This is a genomic window from Chelativorans sp. M5D2P16 (assembly GCF_034427935.1).
Lineage (GTDB): Bacteria > Pseudomonadota > Alphaproteobacteria > Rhizobiales > Rhizobiaceae > Chelativorans.
Window position 1 is genome coordinate 399,615 of sequence record NZ_JAXQNM010000025.1, and the last position, 17,879, is coordinate 417,493.

The following is a 17,879-nucleotide window of genomic DNA, read 5'->3' on the forward strand; positions in this document are numbered from 1 at the left end:
CATGGATCAAAGAAAACATTTTCTCGGCGCGCTCGCGCTGACCCTCGGCTTCGCGCTTGCGGTGCCGGCGGGGGCGCAGCAGGCGACCGATGCACAGGCGCCAGAAATCGCCAGCGGCAGCAGCGCGCGGGCGGCTGTTCGGGCCGAGCGGCAGATGGTGGCGGCAGCCAACCCCTTGGCCGCACAGGCGGGGCTCGAAGTCCTGCGCGAAGGCGGCAGCGCGGCCGATGCGCTGGTCGCGGTGCAGACGGTGCTCGGGCTGGTCGAGCCGCAATCTTCCGGCATCGGCGGCGGCGGATTTCTCGTCTGGTACGATGCCGAAAGCGGCGAGCTTACCACTTTCGATGGGCGGGAAACGGCGCCCATGGCAGCTTCTTCCGAGCTCTTCCTCGACGAATCGGGCGAGCCGCTGGCCTTCTTCGATGCCGTCATCGGCGGCCGCTCCGTGGGCACGCCCGGGGTGGTGCGGCTGATGGAAACCGTGCATCGGCGCTACGGCAAGCTGGAATGGGCGGGTCTCCTGCAGCCGGCCATCGATCTTGCCGAGGACGGTTTCGAGGTCTCGCCGCGCCTCAACACTCTGGTCGCCAACGACCGGGGCAAGCTCGACCAGGAGGAGCCGGCGCGGAGCTATTTCTACGACGAGGCGGGCGCGCCGCTCGCCGTCGGCACGCGGCTTGAGAATCCGGAATACGCCGAGACGCTGCGCGCCATCGCCGAGGGCGGGGCGGACGCCTTCTATACCGGCGAGATCGCCCGGGCGATCGTCGCCGCGGTGCGGGAGCATCCGACCAATCCGGGGCTTTTGAGCATGGAGGACCTTGCCGCCTACGAAGCCAAGGAACGGCCGGCGGTCTGCGCACCCTATCGCGGGTACGACGTTTGCGGCATGGGGCCGCCCTCGTCCGGCGCGCTGACGGTCGGGCAGATCCTCGGCATGGTCTCGCATTTCGACATCGCCGGGCTCGGGCCCGACGATCCGGAGAGCTGGCGCATCATCGGCGATGCCACACGGCTCGCTTTTGCCGACCGCGGGCTCTACATGGCCGACAGCGACTTCGTTTCGATGCCCAAGGGGCTTTTGAACCAGGCGTATCTCAAGGACCGTGCCGCCCAGATCCGGCGGCCCAGCGCCCTGCCGGCCGAGGAGGTCCAGGCGGGAACGCCGCCCTGGGACAAGGCGGAACTGCGGATCGGGGGGATCGAACTCGAGCAGCCCTCCACCTCGCATTTCGTGATCGTCGACGATGCGGGCAACGTCGCCTCGATGACGAGCTCGGTCGAGAACGCGTTCGGCTCGCGGCAGATGGCGGCAGGCTTCCTGCTCAACAACCAGCTCACCGACTTCTCCTTCGCGCCGACAAGCGAGGGCGAGGCGGTCGCCAACCGCGTGGAGCCCGGCAAGCGCCCGCGCTCCTCCATGTCTCCGACCATCATCCTCGAGGATGGTGAACCGGCCGTCGCGCTCGGCTCGCCGGGCGGCAGCAACATCATTCCCTATGTCGCGAACACGGTGATCGCACTGATCGACTGGGATATGGACATGCAGGAGGCGATTACCTTGCCGCACCTGACCAACCGCTTCGGCACCTATGCGCTGGAGGCCGGCACCTCCGCCGAAGGCTTCAACGACGATCTGCAGGCCCTCGGCTTCGAGACCGAGGTCACGGACCTCAATTCGGGCCTGCACGGCGTCGCCTTTACCGCGCAAGGGCTCGTCGGCGGCGCCGATCCGCGGCGCGAAGGGGTGGCGGTCGGCGATTAGGGTCTGTTGGGCTTCAGAACATGGGCTGCAGCGCTGGCCCCCTCTCTTGCAAAATTCTACGGACTTAGCTGCGCTAAGCCCAAGAATTTGCTTTCTCCCCCTTGGCGGGGGAGAAAGCGATTTCAACATCTTAGCCGAAGGCTAAGTGTTAGAAATCGCAAGAGAGGGGGTGCGCACTCCCGATGCGATGATTCTCTACAACCCCCTAGACCAGCACCCGCATAGGCCGGCCGGGACTGTGTTCCCGGCCGTGCCTCATGCCGATCCGCCGGACTATTCCGCCGTTGTGGGATCGATGGTGGCCCGGACCTGCGAAATTCTGTTGGCCGGGAAGCCCGCCGTCTCGGCATGCCGGCGGATGAGATCCTCGCTCGGTGCGCGATAGACGCAGAAGATCTTGTCGTCGGTCACGTAGCTGTGCACCCACTGGATTTCGGGTCCGAGGTCGCGCAGAACGGTGCACGATGTCTGCGAGGCACCCTTGAGTTCGTCCGGGCCGAGCCCACCGACACCCGGCATGTCTCTTTCGATCACGAATTGCGGCATTGCCTGCCTCCCTCCTCTTGAGAAACGGTGCCCGCCTCAATGGTATCGGCAAATCGGCCGTTGGCAATTGCGGAATATGCGGTAGGCACCGAGCGGGTGGACGGCGTGCGGGTCGGGAGGTTTCAGCGGCGCGTGTCCGGTCCGCGTGGCGTGTAGACCGGCACGTCGAGGTCCGTCGGCTGGTGGCGCCGCTCCTGCCGCAGGGTTTCGAGCCGCCTGCGCCATTCGTTGTGTGACTCCTCCATGCGGTCGAGCTTTTCCTCGCGTCGCCGCATCTCGGCATGCTCAGCCGCCCGATTACGCTTCTCCGCTTCTGCGTCGGCAACCAGGACCTCTCGCGACTTGAATGCGGTGGCGAGGTCTGTCGGGAGAGAGGTGGCGAGTGCCGTGGCCGGGGCGAAAGTCAGCATGAGCACGAGGAAGGGTCCCGCAAGCAAGGCTGTCCGGGCGGCTTCTGGCCGGGTACGCCGGAATCGGAAGGAAAAGACGTTCATTTCTGCTGCCTCTGGTGCCCGATGAGGCGCGCCTGTTGCGGTCGGGCTGGGACTTAAGGCCTCCGGGCGCCGCGCGCGGTGGCGGGCACGCTTCATCTCCACGCAATTTGGTAAGGCGCCTATCCGTTGTCGAGGGCCAGGATGCAAAAAGCGACAGTTCAAGTCCGCCGACGTTCTGCCGCGCGATCAGCGGGTAAAGGCCAGGGGCACGGTAAACGGCCAGCTCGAGCGGCCCGCTCCCTCCGGTATGGGCGGGAAGGGCGCTGCCCGGCGAACGGTCTCCATCGCCGCGCGGTCGAGTACATCCGCGCCGGAACTGCGCACGACGCGGACCGAGCCGACCTGGCCGTTGCCGGAGACGACGAAGCTGACATGCACCTCGCCCCGGATGCGCTGGCGCTGCGCCTCGCGCGGATAGCGCAGGGAGCGGCGCAGTCGCGACACGATCTTGCCCGGATAGTTGGAGACGGCGGCATTGCCGGCCTGCCGGGCGGGGCTGCGCGAGGCGGTGTTGTCCGAGGCTGCTCGGCCCGAGGCCGAGCCCTGGTTCGTACCGCGGCTCGTGTCAGCCTGGTTCTGTCCGCCCGATCCGGCCGCGGCGGTTCTCCGCGTCCGGTTTTGCTGCGGGGCTTGTGCCGCCCGTCTTTCGACGCGCGGTGGCTCGGGACGAGCCTCCGGCACGGGAACGTCTTCCAGCGCGGCGAGTTCGGCGGCGACTTCGCTGAGTTCCTCACCGCGGACGACTTCCGTCTCGGCCGCTTCTGCCGGATCGGCCTCGACCGGGCTGGCGCGCGCCACCGTGGCCCTGCTCGGCGTCTCTTCGGCGTCGAGGGAAACGATCGCTGCATCGGCGGTGGACGGACTCGTGGGCGTGACCTCCGCCTCGGGCGAGGGGGGCGCCTCCTGCACAGATGCCGAGGATGCCTGCTGGTCCGGCGCGATGGGCTGCACCTGCCGAACGGGCTGCGTCTCAAGCTGTTCGGCTGCCGGGACGGGCTCGGTGGACGACGGGGTCTCCACCGGTTCCAGCGACTCGTCGGCGGATGCGGTTTCAGCCGGAGCAACCCTTTCGGAAACCTCGCCCGCGGCCACCCGGCTTTCAAAGGCATTGCCGAGGAGAGCGACCTCGACCGCCCCGCCGCCGGCGATCCGGACGTCTTCGGAGTGGGCGAGGAACACCGCCGCCGAGGCGTGCAGCGCCAGCGAAGCAACGACGGCAACGGTCCATTTTATCCGGGCGCGTTTCACTTTCGCTCCGTGACGATCTCGATCGGCCCGGCCCCGCCGGTGCGCAGGCGAGTCAGAATATCGATGAGCCTGTCGGCCGGCAGTTCGCGGTCCACCGCCAGCGTGACGGGCGCGGCCTCACCGCCTTCCGCCTCTCTCCCGGCCAGCCATGTCTCGATGGTCACGTCCTCGCCCGCGGCCCTGAACCGTCCGTCGGCGGTCACGGAAAGCGCGGCCGGCGGATCGGCGCCCTCGGCGTCGTTGGTGGCAATCAACGAGACCTCAGGATCGAGCGGCGGGGCGAGCGTGCCGGCGATCAGGAAGAAGATCAGCATCAGAAAGACGACGTTGATCAGGGGGATCGTGTTCTCGCTGAACCGCCTGGGGGCGCGGGGCCGGGAAAGACGCATCTCTACCTCGCCACCGATACGGAGAGGCCGGTTTCGCGGCGGATGCGCTCGACCGCCTCCACGAGCATCTGCGATGTCTCCTCGCCGCGCACGAGGATGGCGAGCGAGTTTGCGCCATTGTCCTGCAGGCTGGCGAGTTCACCCATCGCTTCCTCGACCGGCATCGCAATGCCGTTCACCTTCCAGGCGTCACCCTCGAGATGCAGCAGGATATCCGGTGTCTCTGCCTCAGCGGAGGCCGCCGCGTGCCCGCCGGTGATCTCCACCTTGGCGAAGCGCGTGAAGGTGGACGACAGCATGAAGAACAGAAGCAACAGGAAAATGACGTCGATCAGCGACGTCAGCGAAGGCCCTCGACTGCGACGCGGAGCGCGTTCAATGCGCATGGGCCAGACTCGCAGCACCTTCCTGCCCGGCGCCGTCCCGCGTTGCGCCGGAGGCCTCCGACGACATGGCGACCTGGGCGAGCAGGGTGCCGGCCATGGTTTCGATCGCCACGCGCTCGTTCTCCAGGCGGGTCTCGAACCAGGTCAGAACCAGCGAGACGGGGATTGCGACCGCCAGGCCGGCCGCGGTGGTCAAGAGCGCGACCCAGATGCCGCCGGCGAGTACCGAGGGATCAACCGCGCTCCCTGCGGCCTGGAGCTGGCGGAACGCCTCGATCATGCCGATCACCGTTCCGAACAGGCCGATGAGAGGTGCGATCTGCGCGATGGCTTCCAGCTCCCGGAACCCCTTTTGCAGCTCGTGCAGACGGTCCGTGGCGCGGCGCTGGATTTCATCCTCGATCAGGCTCTTGTCGAGACGGCGCGTAGTCAGCACCATCGCCGTGGCCAAGGCGTCTTCGAGGGCGGAGCGCCGTGCTTCCATCATCCGCGCGGCTTCGGCGGGGCGGCCCTGCCGCCAGACTTCCACCGCGGCCCTGGCGCGGCCGTGGAAACCCACACGCTCGGCCCAGAACTGCCACAGCTTCAGGAGGATGAGCGCCAGCGCAAAGACGGAGAGTACCACCAGGACAGCGACGACGGGGCCGCCCAGGGACAAGAGAGAGCGAACGGCATCCCACATGGTCAGCTCCCGAACTCGATGTTTGTTCTGGTAGTCGTCTCGAGCGCGTCTCCGCAGGCCTGTGTGTCGAGTATGGCGCCGTTGCATTCGGTAACGCCGTTGATCAGGATGCGGCCGATGTTCGCGCAGTCGGCGCCGGCGAAGTCGAACTGGCTGACCTTGGTCTTTTCGGCGGGCAGTTCCCCGAATTCGATCACGGTCAGGCGGTCCACCATCCGATCCTGGTCGAACAGGGCGATCTCGAAGGCGGCATTCTCGATCTCCGCGCCCATGGCGTTGGAAATCACGAAGGTGACGCGGCACCCGTTCTCGGTCGGAGCCAGGGAATTGAGCTCCAGGCCCAGCTTCGCTGCCGGTGCCTCGGTTTCCTGGGCGAGCGCGGGCTGGACCGCCAGGGCCGCGGCGGCAATCATTGCCGGTTTGAAAAGGCGCTTCAGCATGGCTCTCCCGCCTGCCTCACGCTTTTCCCGCCCGCCGTTGGCAGGGCGTTTCCTCACCGCCTGCATGTCGAAACTCCCTGTGGGTACGGATGCGGGCGCATGCCGCACAAAGTCCCGCCAACCGTGAAAAGAAACAATCCAACGTGGCGTCGTCTTAGAAATCCTGATCGCGAATGTCAATATTTCGGCAGCTTTTTTGCCGGGCGCGCGAGGGGAAGAGAGCTGGGCGAGAATGGTGTCGGGGAAAGGGTCGGTCAGGACTCTTCCGAGGCGCCTGCTGCTAGCCCGGTCCCTTCGTTGCCGGAAATGCTGCGCCGGGCCGTGCCGGATTCGCCCGCAGCATGGTGAGGGTGGCGAGTACGGCCGCGGCCGACAGGGCTGTGGAAATGCCGAAAAGGGCGCCGTAGCCCAGAAGGTCGGCGAGCGCGCCGGAGGACATGGAGCCGGCGAGATAGACGATAAGCTGGGCGCAGGCGAGGATGGTGAAGTCGGTGCCGGGCTGCTTGGACGTCGTCACGCTCATGAACAGGCTGTAGAGCGCGACGATCTCCATGTAGCGGATCAGCGTCTGGAAAGCGGAGGCGCCGTAGAGCGGCCAGACCCCCAGAATGACCCCGAAAGCATGCAGCGCAAAGACGAGGAAGCAGACGGTCCGCAGACTGCCTAGCAGGCCGAGCACGGCGGTCACGCCTATGCGCCGCAGCAGGACGGCTGCGATCACCGAGCCGGCGAGCCCGGCCGTGGCGGCGGAGGCGCCGGAGAGATAGCCGATGATGTCGAGCGGGATTCCGGCATCGACGAGATAGGAGCCCTCCATCGCCTTCACGAGCCCCTCGCTCGCCCGGTAGACAAGGGCGATCCACAGGACGAGACGCGCCTCGGGGCGGCGCAGGAAGGCCATGATGGAGGGGCGTGAGACCGGGCCCGAGGGCCGTGAAGGGGCGGGGTCGTCCTCGCGCATGGCGAAAGCGGCGACGAGCGGCAGGAATGAAACCAGGGCGATGGTGGCCAGCATGACGTGCCAGCCCGCATGGTGGTAGAGGACGAGCCCCATCGTGCCCCCGGCGATCACGCCGAATGCGATCGCGCCGCCCTGGATGGCGTTGCCGATCGGCCGCTCCGCGGGCTCGAGATGTTTCGCGGCATAGCCGTCGGTGGCGATGTCCTGTGTCGACAGAAGCAGCGACGCGACGAAGCCGATGGTGAAGATGGCCCACACATTGCCGGGCTCGACCGCCATCAGTGACACGATGCTGCCGATGATCCCGAACTGGGTGAGGATCACCCAGCCGGCACGATGGGCGCGGGCGAAAGGCCGGATCCGGTCGACCGCCGGCGCCCAGAGGAATTTCAGGACCAGCGGCAGGAGGAGGATGGAAAAGAAGCCGATCGCCGTGCGCGACACGTCCTGTTCGCGCATGATCGGCGGCAGTGCGGCGGCGAAGAGATAGGTCGGAATGCCTTGTGCGAGATAAAGTCCGGCCAGCACAGCGAAGAGCCGGTAGCGCGGCCGCCGTTCCGTGCCGGAAACGGTGGCATCGATCATGGCGCGGTTCCTTGCGGCTGATGGGTGGCGAGAAAGGTGCCGGCCTCCTCGTCACTGTCGGTTACGAGCACCGGGAAGCGCCACAGCCCGCCGAAGGTGCGCTGCATCTCCTCGCTGGCGTCCTTGCGCACGATTGCCGCCGCCCGGCACAGCGCGTTCATGCGCTGGCGCGTTCTTTTGAACCACAGGTTCTGTGCCTTGCGCTGCTCCTGCGGCAGGTCGAGGCGGGTGCGAAAGGCAACCCGCAGGACGAACGGCGCGGCCGCCTCCGCGATCTCGTCGAGCGCGGCGATATACCGGTCGGGATCGCCGCTGCCGACCGGCTCCTCGACGGTCAGGGACAGGATCTGCTCTTCCCGGCTCAGGTGGACGGCCATCGCCTCGCCGCTAAAAGGTTATCTTGTAGGAGGCGTAGACGGAGCGTCCCAGGCCGGGGACGGGCGCACCGCGCGTCGCCGTGGCGGTCGGGTTGATATAGTCCGTGTCGAAGACGTTGCGCACGGCGAGGCTCAACTCGCCGCCATTGGCGAATTCCTTGGACACCCCCAGATTGACCAGCGTGGCGCCGTCGAGGCTCTCGCCCGCGATCCGGTCGCGGCCGGAGAAATACTCGACCTCGCCGCGCGCCGAAAATCCGTTGCCGAAGCGGGCGGACACGTAGCCGACGCCCTTCCAGGTCGAGGGGATGCGGTTGTTGGGCAGATACTCGTCGTCGCCGATCGAGCCGTCGCCGTCCTCGTCGTATCTGCCTTCCTGGTAGCCGAGAATGCCGCCCACGGTGAACATCGTGTTGATGTCGTATTCGGCGGTCGCCTCCACGCCCCAGATGCGTTCCTTCTGCTGGCTGACGCGGTTGGCTTCGATGTCGTAGTTCACGCCGTCCTTGGAGGTGGAGAGATAGGCGCTGAGACTGCCGCGAAAATCGCCCCAGTCCCCGCGCAGGCCCGCCTCGAAGGTGTTCACGAGTTGGGGTTCGGGTGCGATGTCGTCGTAGCTGACGGTGAAGTCCGGGAACCCCGTGCACCCCAGCGAAGCGAGCAATCCGCCATACGCGTCGCAGGCTTCCGCCGTCGAGTTGAGGCCGGCGCGGCGGGTGAAGGCGCCGATGTCGGTCAGGCTGTAGCCCTGGGAGAAGTTGCCGAACACCTGCAGGTCGTCGGTAACGTCGAACACGGCGCCGGCATTGAAGGTGAAGGCATTGTAGTTGAAGGAACCGCCCTGCACGTCTATGGCGGGGAAGGCCATGCGGAAATCGCCGACATAGGCTTCCGGGCGCTCGAAATCCTCCACCGTCAGGTAGAACTGGTCGAAGCGCACGCCGCCCTGGACGCGGAAACGGTCGGTGATCGGCACCTCGGCCTGGGCGAAGGCGGCCAGCGAATGCTGGCGCATGGGGGCGATCACGTCCCAGCCGTTGATGAGCTTCTGCCGGGTCTCGTCGTAGATGTAGTCCGCGCCCCAGGTCAGGCTGCTGCCTTCGAAAAGAAAATCCGTCGGCGTGTTGACGGTGAGGTTCACGCCGGCCCGCTCGGCTTCGAGCGCCGACTGGTTGTAGTCGGCGGTCGGATTGAGCGGATCGCCCGAATAGTAGACGATGGAGTTGACGCGCGAGAACTTGGTGAAGGGCGACTGCTTGAAGATCTTGTTGTAGAAGCCCTTGACCTCGATCTCTCCGAGCGGAAAGGCGCTGTCGGTGTATTTCGCCGTGAGGTATTTCGAATCCTCTTTCAGCGGCTCGCCCGTATAGGAGTCGCTGAAGTCCGGCGCCACCGGATCCGCATCGTAGTCGGTGAACCAGTCCGGCTCCTGCTCGGCATAGGTCCAGTCGAAGCTGACCTCGAAACGCCGCGGACCGTCCTCGTAGCCGACGACGCCGAACAAATCGCCCGAGCCGGTGCGGTCGCCGCCGCCCTGGCCGAGCATGGCGTCGGAGGCCATTTCGTTGCCGAAGCCGTCATAGGTGCGTCGGGTCAGTTCGCCGGAAGCGGAGAAGAAGTAATCGAACGCATCCTTGCGGCCCTCGACGCTCACGCTGGCCTCCGGCGCGGCGGATTTGCCGATGTTTTCGGTGAAGGCGGTGACACCGGTGCGCACCGTGACGGTGGGCTTGTCGCTCGTTCCCCGCTTGGTGATGAAGTTGATGGTGCCGCCGGTCGCCCCGGCGCCATAGAGGCTCGAAGCCCCGTTTACGACCTCGACGCGTTCGATGTTGTCGAGATTGATCATGGAAAGGATGCGCGAGACATCGCGCAGGGGCGTGTTGCGTGGCACGCCGTCGACCATGATCAAGACGCCGCGGCCGCGGAAATTCTCCGAGGCGCCGGAGATGGTCTGGTTGCCCGGCGAGAATCCCGGCACCAGCTTTTCGACGAGATCGGTGGCGTCGGGCGAAATCTCCATCGCCTGTTCGATCTCTTCCCGCTCGACCACGATGACGGATCGAGCGACCCCGGCGATCGCGCTTTCCTCGCGCCCGGCGGTGACCACGAGCCGGTCGAGCAGCGTGCCTTCGCCGGGCAGCGCCTGATCCTGCCCCCAGGCAGCCGGTGAAGCCAGACAAGTCGAAAGAAACAACGGCCAAATCCGCGTCCGCATTGCGCCCCCCTTTGCGCGTGGCACTCAGATGGCTGGGTTGTTTCGTGGCAACCTGGCTCTCTTCCGTGCCGTCGCTAAAAAAGAAGACAATTAAAGTCAAGAATAAAGCGGAAGGAGCCGCCGTCGACTGCCTGACGGTGCGGCAATGGCGCGGGAGACGGAACCTGCCGCCACAACCGGCGTTTAGCTCTCGGGGATTCCCCGCCTGACGAGAGGGCTGAGCATGGACCGCACGAGCCAGGCATTGCTTGAGACGCTCGCTGCCAACCGGATCGCCATCGAGGCCGTGGAACCGTCCGTCGATGTCGGGCGCTTCCCTGCCAAGGCGGTCACCGGACAACCGCTCCGGATCGAGGCCGACATCTTCTGCGATGGCCACGACGTGATCGCCGCATCGGTCCGCTTTCGCCGCGCGGGCGCGGTGCACTGGGACGAGGCCCCGATGCGCCATCTGGCGAACGACCGCTGGCGCGCCACCATCGTCTTCGAGGAAACCGGCCATCACGAGTTCACGATCGACGCCTGGCGCGACCTGTTCGCCTCCTGGCGTGCGGAGGTGGCCAAGAAGCATGCGGCCGGCCAGGACATCGCGCTCGAACTGGAGGAGGGCAGGCATCTCATCGCCCAGGCCGTCTCTGCAAGCGCGGAGAAGACTTCCGAGGCCCACGCCGAACTGAAGGCGCTGCTGTCGGAAGTGGAGGCGACGTCCTCGCCCGGCGACAGGCTCGCCGTTCTCATGAGCGACGAGATCGCCGTATTGATGGCGCGCCTTGGCGCCAGGGTGAACCTCACGCATTCCGAGATCGATTTCCCCGTCTTCGTCGATCGGGAAAGGGCTGCCTTCAGCGCCTGGTACGAGATGATGCCGCGCTCGCAATCGGGCAGGGCTGACGTGCACGGCACCTTTGACGACGTCATCGCACGGTTGCCCTATGTGCGCAGCCTGGGTTTCGACGTCCTGTATTTCCCGCCCATACACCCGATCGGCCGCACCAACCGCAAGGGCCGCAACAACACCCTGACACCAGCGCCCGACGATCCCGGAAGCCCTTATGCGATCGGCTCGCAGGAGGGCGGGCATGACGCCATTCACCCCGAACTCGGGACCTTCGAGGATTTCGCGCGACTCGTGGCGGCGGCGCGGGACCTTGGGCTGGAAATCGCGCTCGACTTCGCCATCCAGTGCTCGCCGGACCATCCCTGGATCCGCGAACATCCCGAATGGTTCGACTGGCGCCCCGACGGCACCATCAAGTTCGCCGAGAATCCGCCCAAGAAGTACGAGGACATCGTCAACGTCCACTTCTATCGCGATGCGATCCCGAGCCTCTGGTTCGCCCTGCGCGATGTGGTTCTTTTCTGGCTGGACAAGGGCGTGCGCATCTTCCGCGTCGACAATCCGCACACCAAGCCGCTGCCATTCTGGGAGTGGATGATCGAGGAAGTGCGCCAGGCGGACCCCGGCGTCATATTCCTGGCGGAAGCCTTCACGCGGCCGAAGATGATGAAGCGCTTGGCCAAGGTCGGGTTCAACCAGTCCTATTCCTACTTCACCTGGCGCAACACGAAGCAGGAGCTCACGGACTATCTCACCGAGCTCACGCGCGAGGACTGCCGGCACTACATGCGGCCGAACTTCTTCGTGAACACGCCGGACATCAACCCCCGCTATCTGCAGACGAGCGGACGGCCGGGCTTCCAAGTGCGGCTCTTCCTTGCCGCCACGCTGGGTACGAACTACGGCATCTACAACGGCTTCGAATTGTGCGAGGCCGCGGCGCTGCCCGGACGGGAGGAGTATCTCAACTCCGAAAAATACGAGATCCGCGCCTGGGACTGGGACAGGCCGGGCAACATCAAGGCCGACGTCGCCTTTCTCAACCGGATCCGGCAGGAAAACCCGGCGCTCAAGCAGTTCGCCAATCTGAACTTCTACAACGCCTGGAACGACGCCGTCCTCTACTACGGCAAGTTCACCGACGATCTTTCCAATTTCCTGCTGTTCGCCGTCAATCTGGATCCGCACCACCCGCAGGAAGCGCCCTTCGAGGTGCCGCTCTGGGAGTTCGGATTGCCCGACGATGCGACGATCGAGGCCGATGACCTCGTCACCGGCCAGCCCTTCGCGTGGACCGGCAAGGTCCAGCACATGTTCCTCGATCCGTACCAGCGCCCCTACATGGCCTGGCGGCTGATCGCACCGGGAGCCGGCCGATGAACGCAATGGAGAGGTTCGCCCGAGGCGCGTCCGCATCCCCCGGCGTGGACGAGACCACCGCCGGGGCATCGGCGGTAAAGCTGGAGGCGCCGGACTGGTACAAGGACGCCATCATCTACCAGCTCCACATCAAGGCCTTCCAGGATTTCAACGGAGACGGGATCGGCGACTTCAACGGCCTCCTGCAGCGGCTCGACTATATCGAGCGGCTGGGCGTGAACACGATCTGGCTCCTGCCGTTCTATCCCTCGCCGCTGAGGGACGACGGCTACGACATCGCCGATTACCGGTCGATCAATCCATCCTACGGTACGATGCGCGACTTCCGCCGCTTCGTCGACGCGGCGCATCGGCGGGGGATCCGCGTGATCACCGAACTCGTCATCAACCACACCTCCGACCAGCATCCCTGGTTCCAGCGCGCAAGGCGCGCCAAGAAGGGCTCGGCGGCGCGCAACTTCTACGTCTGGAACGATGACGACGAGCGCTATCCCGAAACACGCATCATTTTTCTCGACACCGAAACTTCGAACTGGACCTGGGATCCCGTTGCCGGCCAGTTCTTCTGGCACCGCTTCTATTCGCACCAGCCCGACCTCAACTTCGACAATCCGCGGGTGCTCGAAGAGGTCATCAAGGTGATGCGCTTCTGGCTCGACACAGGGGTCGACGGGCTGCGGCTCGACGCCATTCCCTATCTGGTCGAGCGTGAGGGCACCAACAACGAGAACCTGCCCGAGACTCACGAGGTCCTGAAGAAAATCCGTGCGGCACTCGACGAGCGCTACCCCGACCGGATGCTGCTTGCCGAGGCAAACCAATGGCCGGAGGACACGCGCCCCTATTTCGGCGAGGGGGACGAGTGCCACATGGCCTTTCACTTCCCGCTCATGCCACGCATCTACATGGCGCTCGCCCAGGAGGACCGGCACCCGATCTCCGACATCATGCGCCAGACGCCGGAAATCCCGGAGCCCTGCCAATGGGCCATTTTCCTGCGCAATCATGACGAGCTGACGCTGGAGATGGTGACGGACCGCGAGCGCGACTATCTCTGGCGCACCTATGCGGACGATGTGCGTGCGCGCATCAATCTGGGCATCCGCCGTCGGCTGGCGCCGCTCATGCAGAATGATCGGCGCAAGATGGAACTGATGAACGCGCTGCTTCTGTCCATGCCCGGCACGCCGGTGATCTATTACGGCGACGAGCTCGGCATGGGCGACAACATCTATCTCGGCGACCGTGACGGCGTGCGCACGCCCATGCAGTGGTCGATGGACCGCAACGGCGGCTTTTCCCGCGCCAATCCGCAGGCGCTCTACCTGCCGCCCATCATGGATCCGGTCTATGGCTATCAGACCATCAACGTGGAGGCCCAGGAGGCCGATCCGTCTTCGCTCCTCAACTGGGTCCGCCGCATGGTGGCCGTGCGCAAGCAGCATCGCGCCTTCGGGCGCGGCGACTTCACCATGCTTTATCCGAGAAACCGGCGCATCCTCGCCTATACGCGCAGCGACGGCGAGGAGACGATCCTGTGCGTGGTGAATCTCTCCCGCTCGGCGCAGGCGGTCGAACTCGACCTTTCCAAATATCGCGGCCGCGTGCCGGTGGAGCTCATCAGCCAATCGCCGTTCCCGCCCATCGGCGATCTTCCTTACATGCTGACGCTTTCGAGCTACGGTGCCTTCTGGTTCCTCCTGGCGGATGAAGCGCAAGCGCCGGAGTGGCACGACAACATTCCCGAGCCGCTTCCCGAATTCATCACGCTCACCCTGATCGGCGGCCGTCTCGAGCGCGCGCTGGCCGGTCGCGAAGGCCGTCAGCTTGCGCAGGACGTGCTTCCGCAGTTCCTGCAGCGCCAGCGCTGGTTCGGCGCCAAGGGCGAAGAGATGCACTCCGTGGGGGTATGGGAGCTGGCAAGGCTCGGCGACGAGGCGGGGCTGCTGGCTCTCGTCGACGTCGATCTTGCGGCGGGCAATCAGCGCTATCTCCTGCCATTGACGGTGCTCTGGGGCGAGGAGAACGTGCAGTTCGGTGCGCCGAAGCTTTCCGTCACGCTCGCGCGCGTGCGCAAGGGCGCGCAGCTCGGTGCCCTGATCGACGGCGCCTATGACGACCGCTTTGCCGCCGAAATCATGCGCGCCATGCAGGAAAATCGCGAACATCCGGCCGCCGGAGGCGTTCTGCGATTTTATGGCAATGAGAGGTTGCAGGCCATGACGTTTTCGGAGCCGCCGGCGACACTGACGGGCGAACAGAGCAATGTCTCGGTCGCCTTCGGCCGGGAGGCGCTGTTGAAGATCTTCCGCAGGCTTCGCCCCGGCGACCAGCCCGAGGTCGACGTGGCGCGGTTCCTGACGGAAGAGGCGGGCTTTGCCAATACACCCGCCTTCCTCGGCGTGGTCGAGTACCAGAAGGAGGAGGGCGAGCGGACGGTTCTGGCCAGCGTCTCCGCCTTCGTCGAGAACCAGGGCGACGCCTGGAGTGTCTTCGTTCATGCGCTCGAACGCAGGATCGAGGACGAATTCCTGGCGCCCCTGGCGGCATCGGCGGCACCCGGCACGTCGCTCGAAGCCGACCTCGAATCCCTTGCATATCCGCTCGATCTTCTGCGGCGGCTCGGCGAGCGAACCGGCGAGATGCACACCGCGTTCGCCGTCGACACGGACAGGGAAGCCTTCCGATGCGAGCCGGTCGAGGCCGCCGACATCGCCGAATGGCTGGAGGATGCGCGCACCCAGGTGGCGACGGCGCGCGCGGGGCTGGAGCGTGCGAGCGCCGGCCTGGCGCCCGCTGCGAAAGAGATGGCCGAGCGTCTCAGCGCGCTCGGTCCCGAAATCGACCGCCGGCTGGAGGCGGTGGCCGGAATCGCACCGTCGGGCATGAAATCCCGGATTCACGGTGATTATCATCTGGGCCAGGTGCTCGTTTCCGAGCAGGATCTCTTCATCATCGATTTCGAGGGCGAACCCCGGCGCACACTGGCCGAACGCTGTGCCAAGAACTCGCCGCTGCGCGATGTCGCCGGGATGCTGCGCTCGTTCGATTATGCAGCATGGGCGGCGGTCCGGCAGGTCGCCTCGCGCCTGCCCGACCAGGCGCGAGACAGCGCCTCGCTTGCGCGGCATTGGCGCGACCGCATGACAAGCGAGTTTCTGGCGGGCTATTTCCCTGCCACCGAAGGTGCCCGCAATCTGCCAGAGGAACCGGACGCGAGGCAGGCGCTTCTCGATCTCTTCCTGTTGCAGAAGGGCTTTTACGAAATCAATTACGAGCTTTCCAACCGCCCGGACTGGGTGGGTATCCCGATCCAGGGCGTGCTCGACCTGATCGAGGGAGGCGCGACATGACCTCTCCCGCGCATGCGGCGGAATCCTGGCGCCTGGACGATCCCCACGCGATCGCCGCGCTCGTGGCCGGGCGGCACGGCGATCCGTTCGCCGTTCTCGGGCCGCACGCAAGTTCCGCCGGCACCGTTCTGCGCGTGCTGCGCCCCGAGGCGGAGAGCGCCGAGGCCTTCGACCCCGAAACCGGCAAAACCCTCGCCAAGCTGCTGCGGCGCCACGCGCGCGGCTTCTTCGAGGGGCTGCTGTCGAAGGACAAATCTGTGCCGCGCTACAAGCTGCGCTTTTCCCGCGGCGGTGACGTGTGGGAGGAAGAGGACGCCTACCGCTTTCCCAGCACCTTCGGCGATCTCGACCGTCATCTCTTAGGCGAGGGCCGCCATATGCGCCTCTATGCGAAAATGGGCGCGCACCCGATGACCTGCGACGGCGTGGCGGGGACCCGCTTCGCCGTCTGGGCGCCGAATGCCAGCCGCGTCAGCGTGGTCGGCAACTTCAACTTCTGGGACGGCCGGCGCCATCCCATGCGCCGCCATTTCGGGATCGGCGTGTGGGAGATCTTCATCCCGCAGGTCGGACCCGGCGAGGTATACAAGTACGAGATCATCGGCGCCCATGGGCAGATCCTTCCCGCAAAGGCCGATCCGGTGGGCTTTAGAAGCGAGGTGCCGCCGGCCAACGCCTCGGTGGTGCACGGGCTGCCCGCCCGCCAATGGGAGGATGCGGACTGGATGCGGGAGCGCGCGGCGCGCAACGACCGCAGCGCGCCCATTTCCATCTACGAAGTCCACCTCGGCTCGTGGCGCAGGCACGATGACGGCGCCTATCTTTCCTATGACGAGCTGGCCGATCAGCTCGTCCCCTACGTGAAGGATCTCGGCTTCACCCACATCGAATGCATGCCGGTGAGCGAGCATCCCTTCTCCGGTTCGTGGGGCTATCAGCCGATCGGCCTTTTCGCGCCCACCAGCCGCTTCGGCGATCCGGACGGCTTCGCCCGCTTCGTCGACCGTTGCCACAGGGAAGGGCTGGGGGTGATCATCGACTGGGTGCCGGCGCATTTCCCCTCCGACGCCCATGGGCTGGTCGATTTCGACGGCACCGCGCTTTACGAGCATTCCGACCCGCGCAAGGGTTTTCATCGCGACTGGAACACGCTGATCTACAATTTCGGCCGCCGCGAGGTGGCCAACTTCCTCACGGCCAACGCCCTTTTCTGGCTCGACCAGTACCACCTCGACGCACTGCGCGTGGATGCCGTCGCCTCGATGCTCTACCTCGACTACAGCCGCGAGCCGGGCGACTGGGAGCCGAACATCCACGGCGGCAACGAGAATCTCGAGGCGATCGCCTTTCTGCGCGATACAAACACCGAGCTCTTCTCCAATCATCCCGGCGCAACGTCAGTGGCCGAGGAGTCGACGGCCTTTCCAGGCGTGTCCCGGCCCGTCTATGCGGGCGGGCTCGGCTTCGGCTTCAAGTGGAACATGGGGTGGATGCACGACACGCTGGACTATATCGGCCTCGACCCGATCCACCGGCGCCACCACCACGACCAGATCACCTTCGGCCTCCACTATGCCTTCTCGGAAAACTTCATCCTGCCCTTGAGCCATGACGAGGTGGTCTACGGCAAGGGTTCGCTCATCGGCCGCATGCCCGGCGACCGGTGGCAGAAATTCGCCAATCTGCGCGCCTATTTTTCCTTCATGTGGACCCATCCGGGCAAGAAGCTCCTGTTCATGGGCGGCGAGTTCGCGCAGGAGCGCGAATGGAACCACGACTGGCAGCTGGAGTGGCACCACCTCGACGATCCGATGCATCGCGGCGTGCGCGATCTGCTGCGCGACCTGAACGCGCTCTACCGGAACCAAAGGGCGCTGCACGAGTTCGACTGCGAAGCCGAAGGGTTCGAATGGATCGATGCCTCCAATCCGGATCTGAGCGTGTTCGTTTATTTGCGCAAAGGGTCCGGCAATTCTCCGCCCATTCTCGTCGCCTGCAATTTCACCCCCCTCGTGCGGGAGGACTATCGGATCGGCCTGCCGAGGGCGGGGCGGTGGCGCGAGCTCCTCAACAGCGACGATGCCCGCTACGGCGGTTCGGGGGTCATGAACGGCGCGGTGAATGCCGTGGAAGAACCCTGGCACGGCCGCCCCGCCTCGGCGTCCCTCAGGCTGCCGCCGCTTGGCGCCGTGGTGCTGGGCTGGGAGCAATAAGCAA

At 65.7% G+C, this 17,879-nt stretch carries 14 protein-coding genes; 4 read left to right on the top strand and 10 right to left on the bottom strand.

The window, feature by feature from the left end:
* The first annotated feature begins 1 nt into the window (after nt 1).
* Entirely contained in the window at nt 2-1,765 is a 1,764-nt protein-coding gene (gene ggt / locus SIN08_RS13275) for a gamma-glutamyltransferase (protein ID WP_322452045.1), read from the top strand.
* A 273-nt stretch (nt 1,766-2,038) separates the two neighbouring features.
* On the opposite strand, the gene SIN08_RS13280 is transcribed toward ggt, so the two are convergent.
* The 10 genes from SIN08_RS13280 to SIN08_RS13325 all read right to left on the bottom strand — a co-directional run bounded on the left by SIN08_RS13280 (nt 2,039) and on the right by SIN08_RS13325 (nt 10,091).
* Complete coding sequence (locus SIN08_RS13280) at nt 2,039-2,311, bottom strand: DUF4242 domain-containing protein (RefSeq protein ID WP_322452047.1); 273 nt, start codon at nt 2,309-2,311, stop codon at nt 2,039-2,041.
* 122 nt (nt 2,312-2,433) lie between these two features.
* Nucleotides 2,434-2,805, bottom strand: coding sequence for a hypothetical protein (locus SIN08_RS13285; RefSeq protein WP_322452048.1), 372 nt, complete (start codon nt 2,803-2,805; stop codon nt 2,434-2,436).
* 186 nt (nt 2,806-2,991) lie between these two features.
* Nucleotides 2,992-4,053 (bottom strand): TonB family protein, encoded by a 1,062-nt coding sequence (locus tag SIN08_RS13290; RefSeq protein ID WP_322452049.1) that lies wholly within the window; start codon nt 4,051-4,053, stop codon nt 2,992-2,994.
* On the bottom strand, nt 4,050-4,442 hold the full coding sequence (locus tag SIN08_RS13295; protein WP_322452050.1) for a biopolymer transporter ExbD: 393 nt from the start codon (nt 4,440-4,442) through the stop codon (nt 4,050-4,052). Before SIN08_RS13295 ends, SIN08_RS13290 begins: the two co-directional genes overlap by 4 nt.
* A 2-nt stretch (nt 4,443-4,444) precedes the next feature.
* Complete coding sequence (locus SIN08_RS13300; RefSeq protein WP_322452051.1) at nt 4,445-4,828, bottom strand: biopolymer transporter ExbD; 384 nt, start codon at nt 4,826-4,828, stop codon at nt 4,445-4,447.
* The gene (locus SIN08_RS13305; protein WP_322452052.1) at nt 4,818-5,510 is read right to left on the bottom strand and encodes a MotA/TolQ/ExbB proton channel family protein; all 693 of its coding nucleotides are present in this window, start codon (nt 5,508-5,510) and stop codon (nt 4,818-4,820) included. The genes SIN08_RS13300 and SIN08_RS13305 overlap by 11 nt, the downstream gene beginning before the upstream one ends.
* A 2-nt stretch (nt 5,511-5,512) precedes the next feature.
* Nucleotides 5,513-5,950: a hypothetical protein gene (locus SIN08_RS13310; RefSeq protein ID WP_322452053.1), complete on the bottom strand. Its 438-nt coding sequence runs from the start codon at nt 5,948-5,950 to the stop codon at nt 5,513-5,515.
* A gap of 280 nt (nt 5,951-6,230) precedes the next feature.
* A complete protein-coding gene (locus tag SIN08_RS13315; RefSeq protein ID WP_322452054.1) occupies nt 6,231-7,496 on the bottom strand; it encodes an MFS transporter in 1,266 nt (421 codons plus the stop codon).
* Nucleotides 7,493-7,873: a hypothetical protein gene (locus SIN08_RS13320; protein WP_322452055.1), complete on the bottom strand. Its 381-nt coding sequence runs from the start codon at nt 7,871-7,873 to the stop codon at nt 7,493-7,495. Before SIN08_RS13320 ends, SIN08_RS13315 begins: the two co-directional genes overlap by 4 nt.
* A gap of 10 nt (nt 7,874-7,883) precedes the next feature.
* A complete protein-coding gene (locus SIN08_RS13325; protein WP_322452056.1) occupies nt 7,884-10,091 on the bottom strand; it encodes a TonB-dependent receptor in 2,208 nt (735 codons plus the stop codon).
* Nucleotides 10,092-10,314: 223 nt separating this feature from the next.
* Between SIN08_RS13325 and SIN08_RS13330 the strand changes: the two genes are divergently transcribed.
* The 3 genes from SIN08_RS13330 to glgB are packed head-to-tail and all read left to right on the top strand — an operon-like array spanning nt 10,315 to nt 17,875.
* Nucleotides 10,315-12,309, top strand: a complete 1,995-nt coding sequence (locus SIN08_RS13330) for an alpha-1,4-glucan--maltose-1-phosphate maltosyltransferase (protein ID WP_322452057.1) — start codon at nt 10,315-10,317, stop codon at nt 12,307-12,309.
* On the top strand, nt 12,306-15,662 hold the full coding sequence (gene treS / locus SIN08_RS13335; RefSeq protein ID WP_322452058.1) for a maltose alpha-D-glucosyltransferase: 3,357 nt from the start codon (nt 12,306-12,308) through the stop codon (nt 15,660-15,662). Before SIN08_RS13330 ends, treS begins: the two co-directional genes overlap by 4 nt.
* Nucleotides 15,659-17,875 (top strand): 1,4-alpha-glucan branching protein GlgB, encoded by a 2,217-nt coding sequence (gene glgB, locus SIN08_RS13340; RefSeq protein ID WP_322452059.1) that lies wholly within the window; start codon nt 15,659-15,661, stop codon nt 17,873-17,875. The genes treS and glgB overlap by 4 nt, the downstream gene beginning before the upstream one ends.
* Nucleotides 17,876-17,879: the final 4 nt, after the last annotated feature.

Excerpts from the sequence above, each read along its gene's own strand:
- SIN08_RS13330 (WP_322452057.1), top strand. The coding sequence starts at position 10,315 with ATGGACCGCACGAGCCAGGCATTGCTTGAGACGCTCGCTGCCAACCGG.
- SIN08_RS13295 (WP_322452050.1), bottom strand. The coding sequence starts at position 4,442 with ATGCGTCTTTCCCGGCCCCGCGCCCCCAGGCGGTTCAGCGAGAACACG.
- SIN08_RS13285 (WP_322452048.1), bottom strand. The coding sequence starts at position 2,805 with ATGAACGTCTTTTCCTTCCGATTCCGGCGTACCCGGCCAGAAGCCGCC.
- SIN08_RS13280 (WP_322452047.1), bottom strand. The coding sequence starts at position 2,311 with ATGCCGCAATTCGTGATCGAAAGAGACATGCCGGGTGTCGGTGGGCTC.
- SIN08_RS13315 (WP_322452054.1), bottom strand. The coding sequence starts at position 7,496 with ATGATCGATGCCACCGTTTCCGGCACGGAACGGCGGCCGCGCTACCGG.
- glgB (WP_322452059.1), top strand. The coding sequence starts at position 15,659 with ATGACCTCTCCCGCGCATGCGGCGGAATCCTGGCGCCTGGACGATCCC.
- ggt (WP_322452045.1), top strand. The coding sequence starts at position 2 with ATGGATCAAAGAAAACATTTTCTCGGCGCGCTCGCGCTGACCCTCGGC.
- SIN08_RS13325 (WP_322452056.1), bottom strand. The coding sequence starts at position 10,091 with ATGCGGACGCGGATTTGGCCGTTGTTTCTTTCGACTTGTCTGGCTTCA.
- treS (WP_322452058.1), top strand. The coding sequence starts at position 12,306 with ATGAACGCAATGGAGAGGTTCGCCCGAGGCGCGTCCGCATCCCCCGGC.
- SIN08_RS13300 (WP_322452051.1), bottom strand. The coding sequence starts at position 4,828 with ATGCGCATTGAACGCGCTCCGCGTCGCAGTCGAGGGCCTTCGCTGACG.
- SIN08_RS13320 (WP_322452055.1), bottom strand. The coding sequence starts at position 7,873 with ATGGCCGTCCACCTGAGCCGGGAAGAGCAGATCCTGTCCCTGACCGTC.
- SIN08_RS13305 (WP_322452052.1), bottom strand. The coding sequence starts at position 5,510 with ATGTGGGATGCCGTTCGCTCTCTCTTGTCCCTGGGCGGCCCCGTCGTC.
- SIN08_RS13310 (WP_322452053.1), bottom strand. The coding sequence starts at position 5,950 with ATGCTGAAGCGCCTTTTCAAACCGGCAATGATTGCCGCCGCGGCCCTG.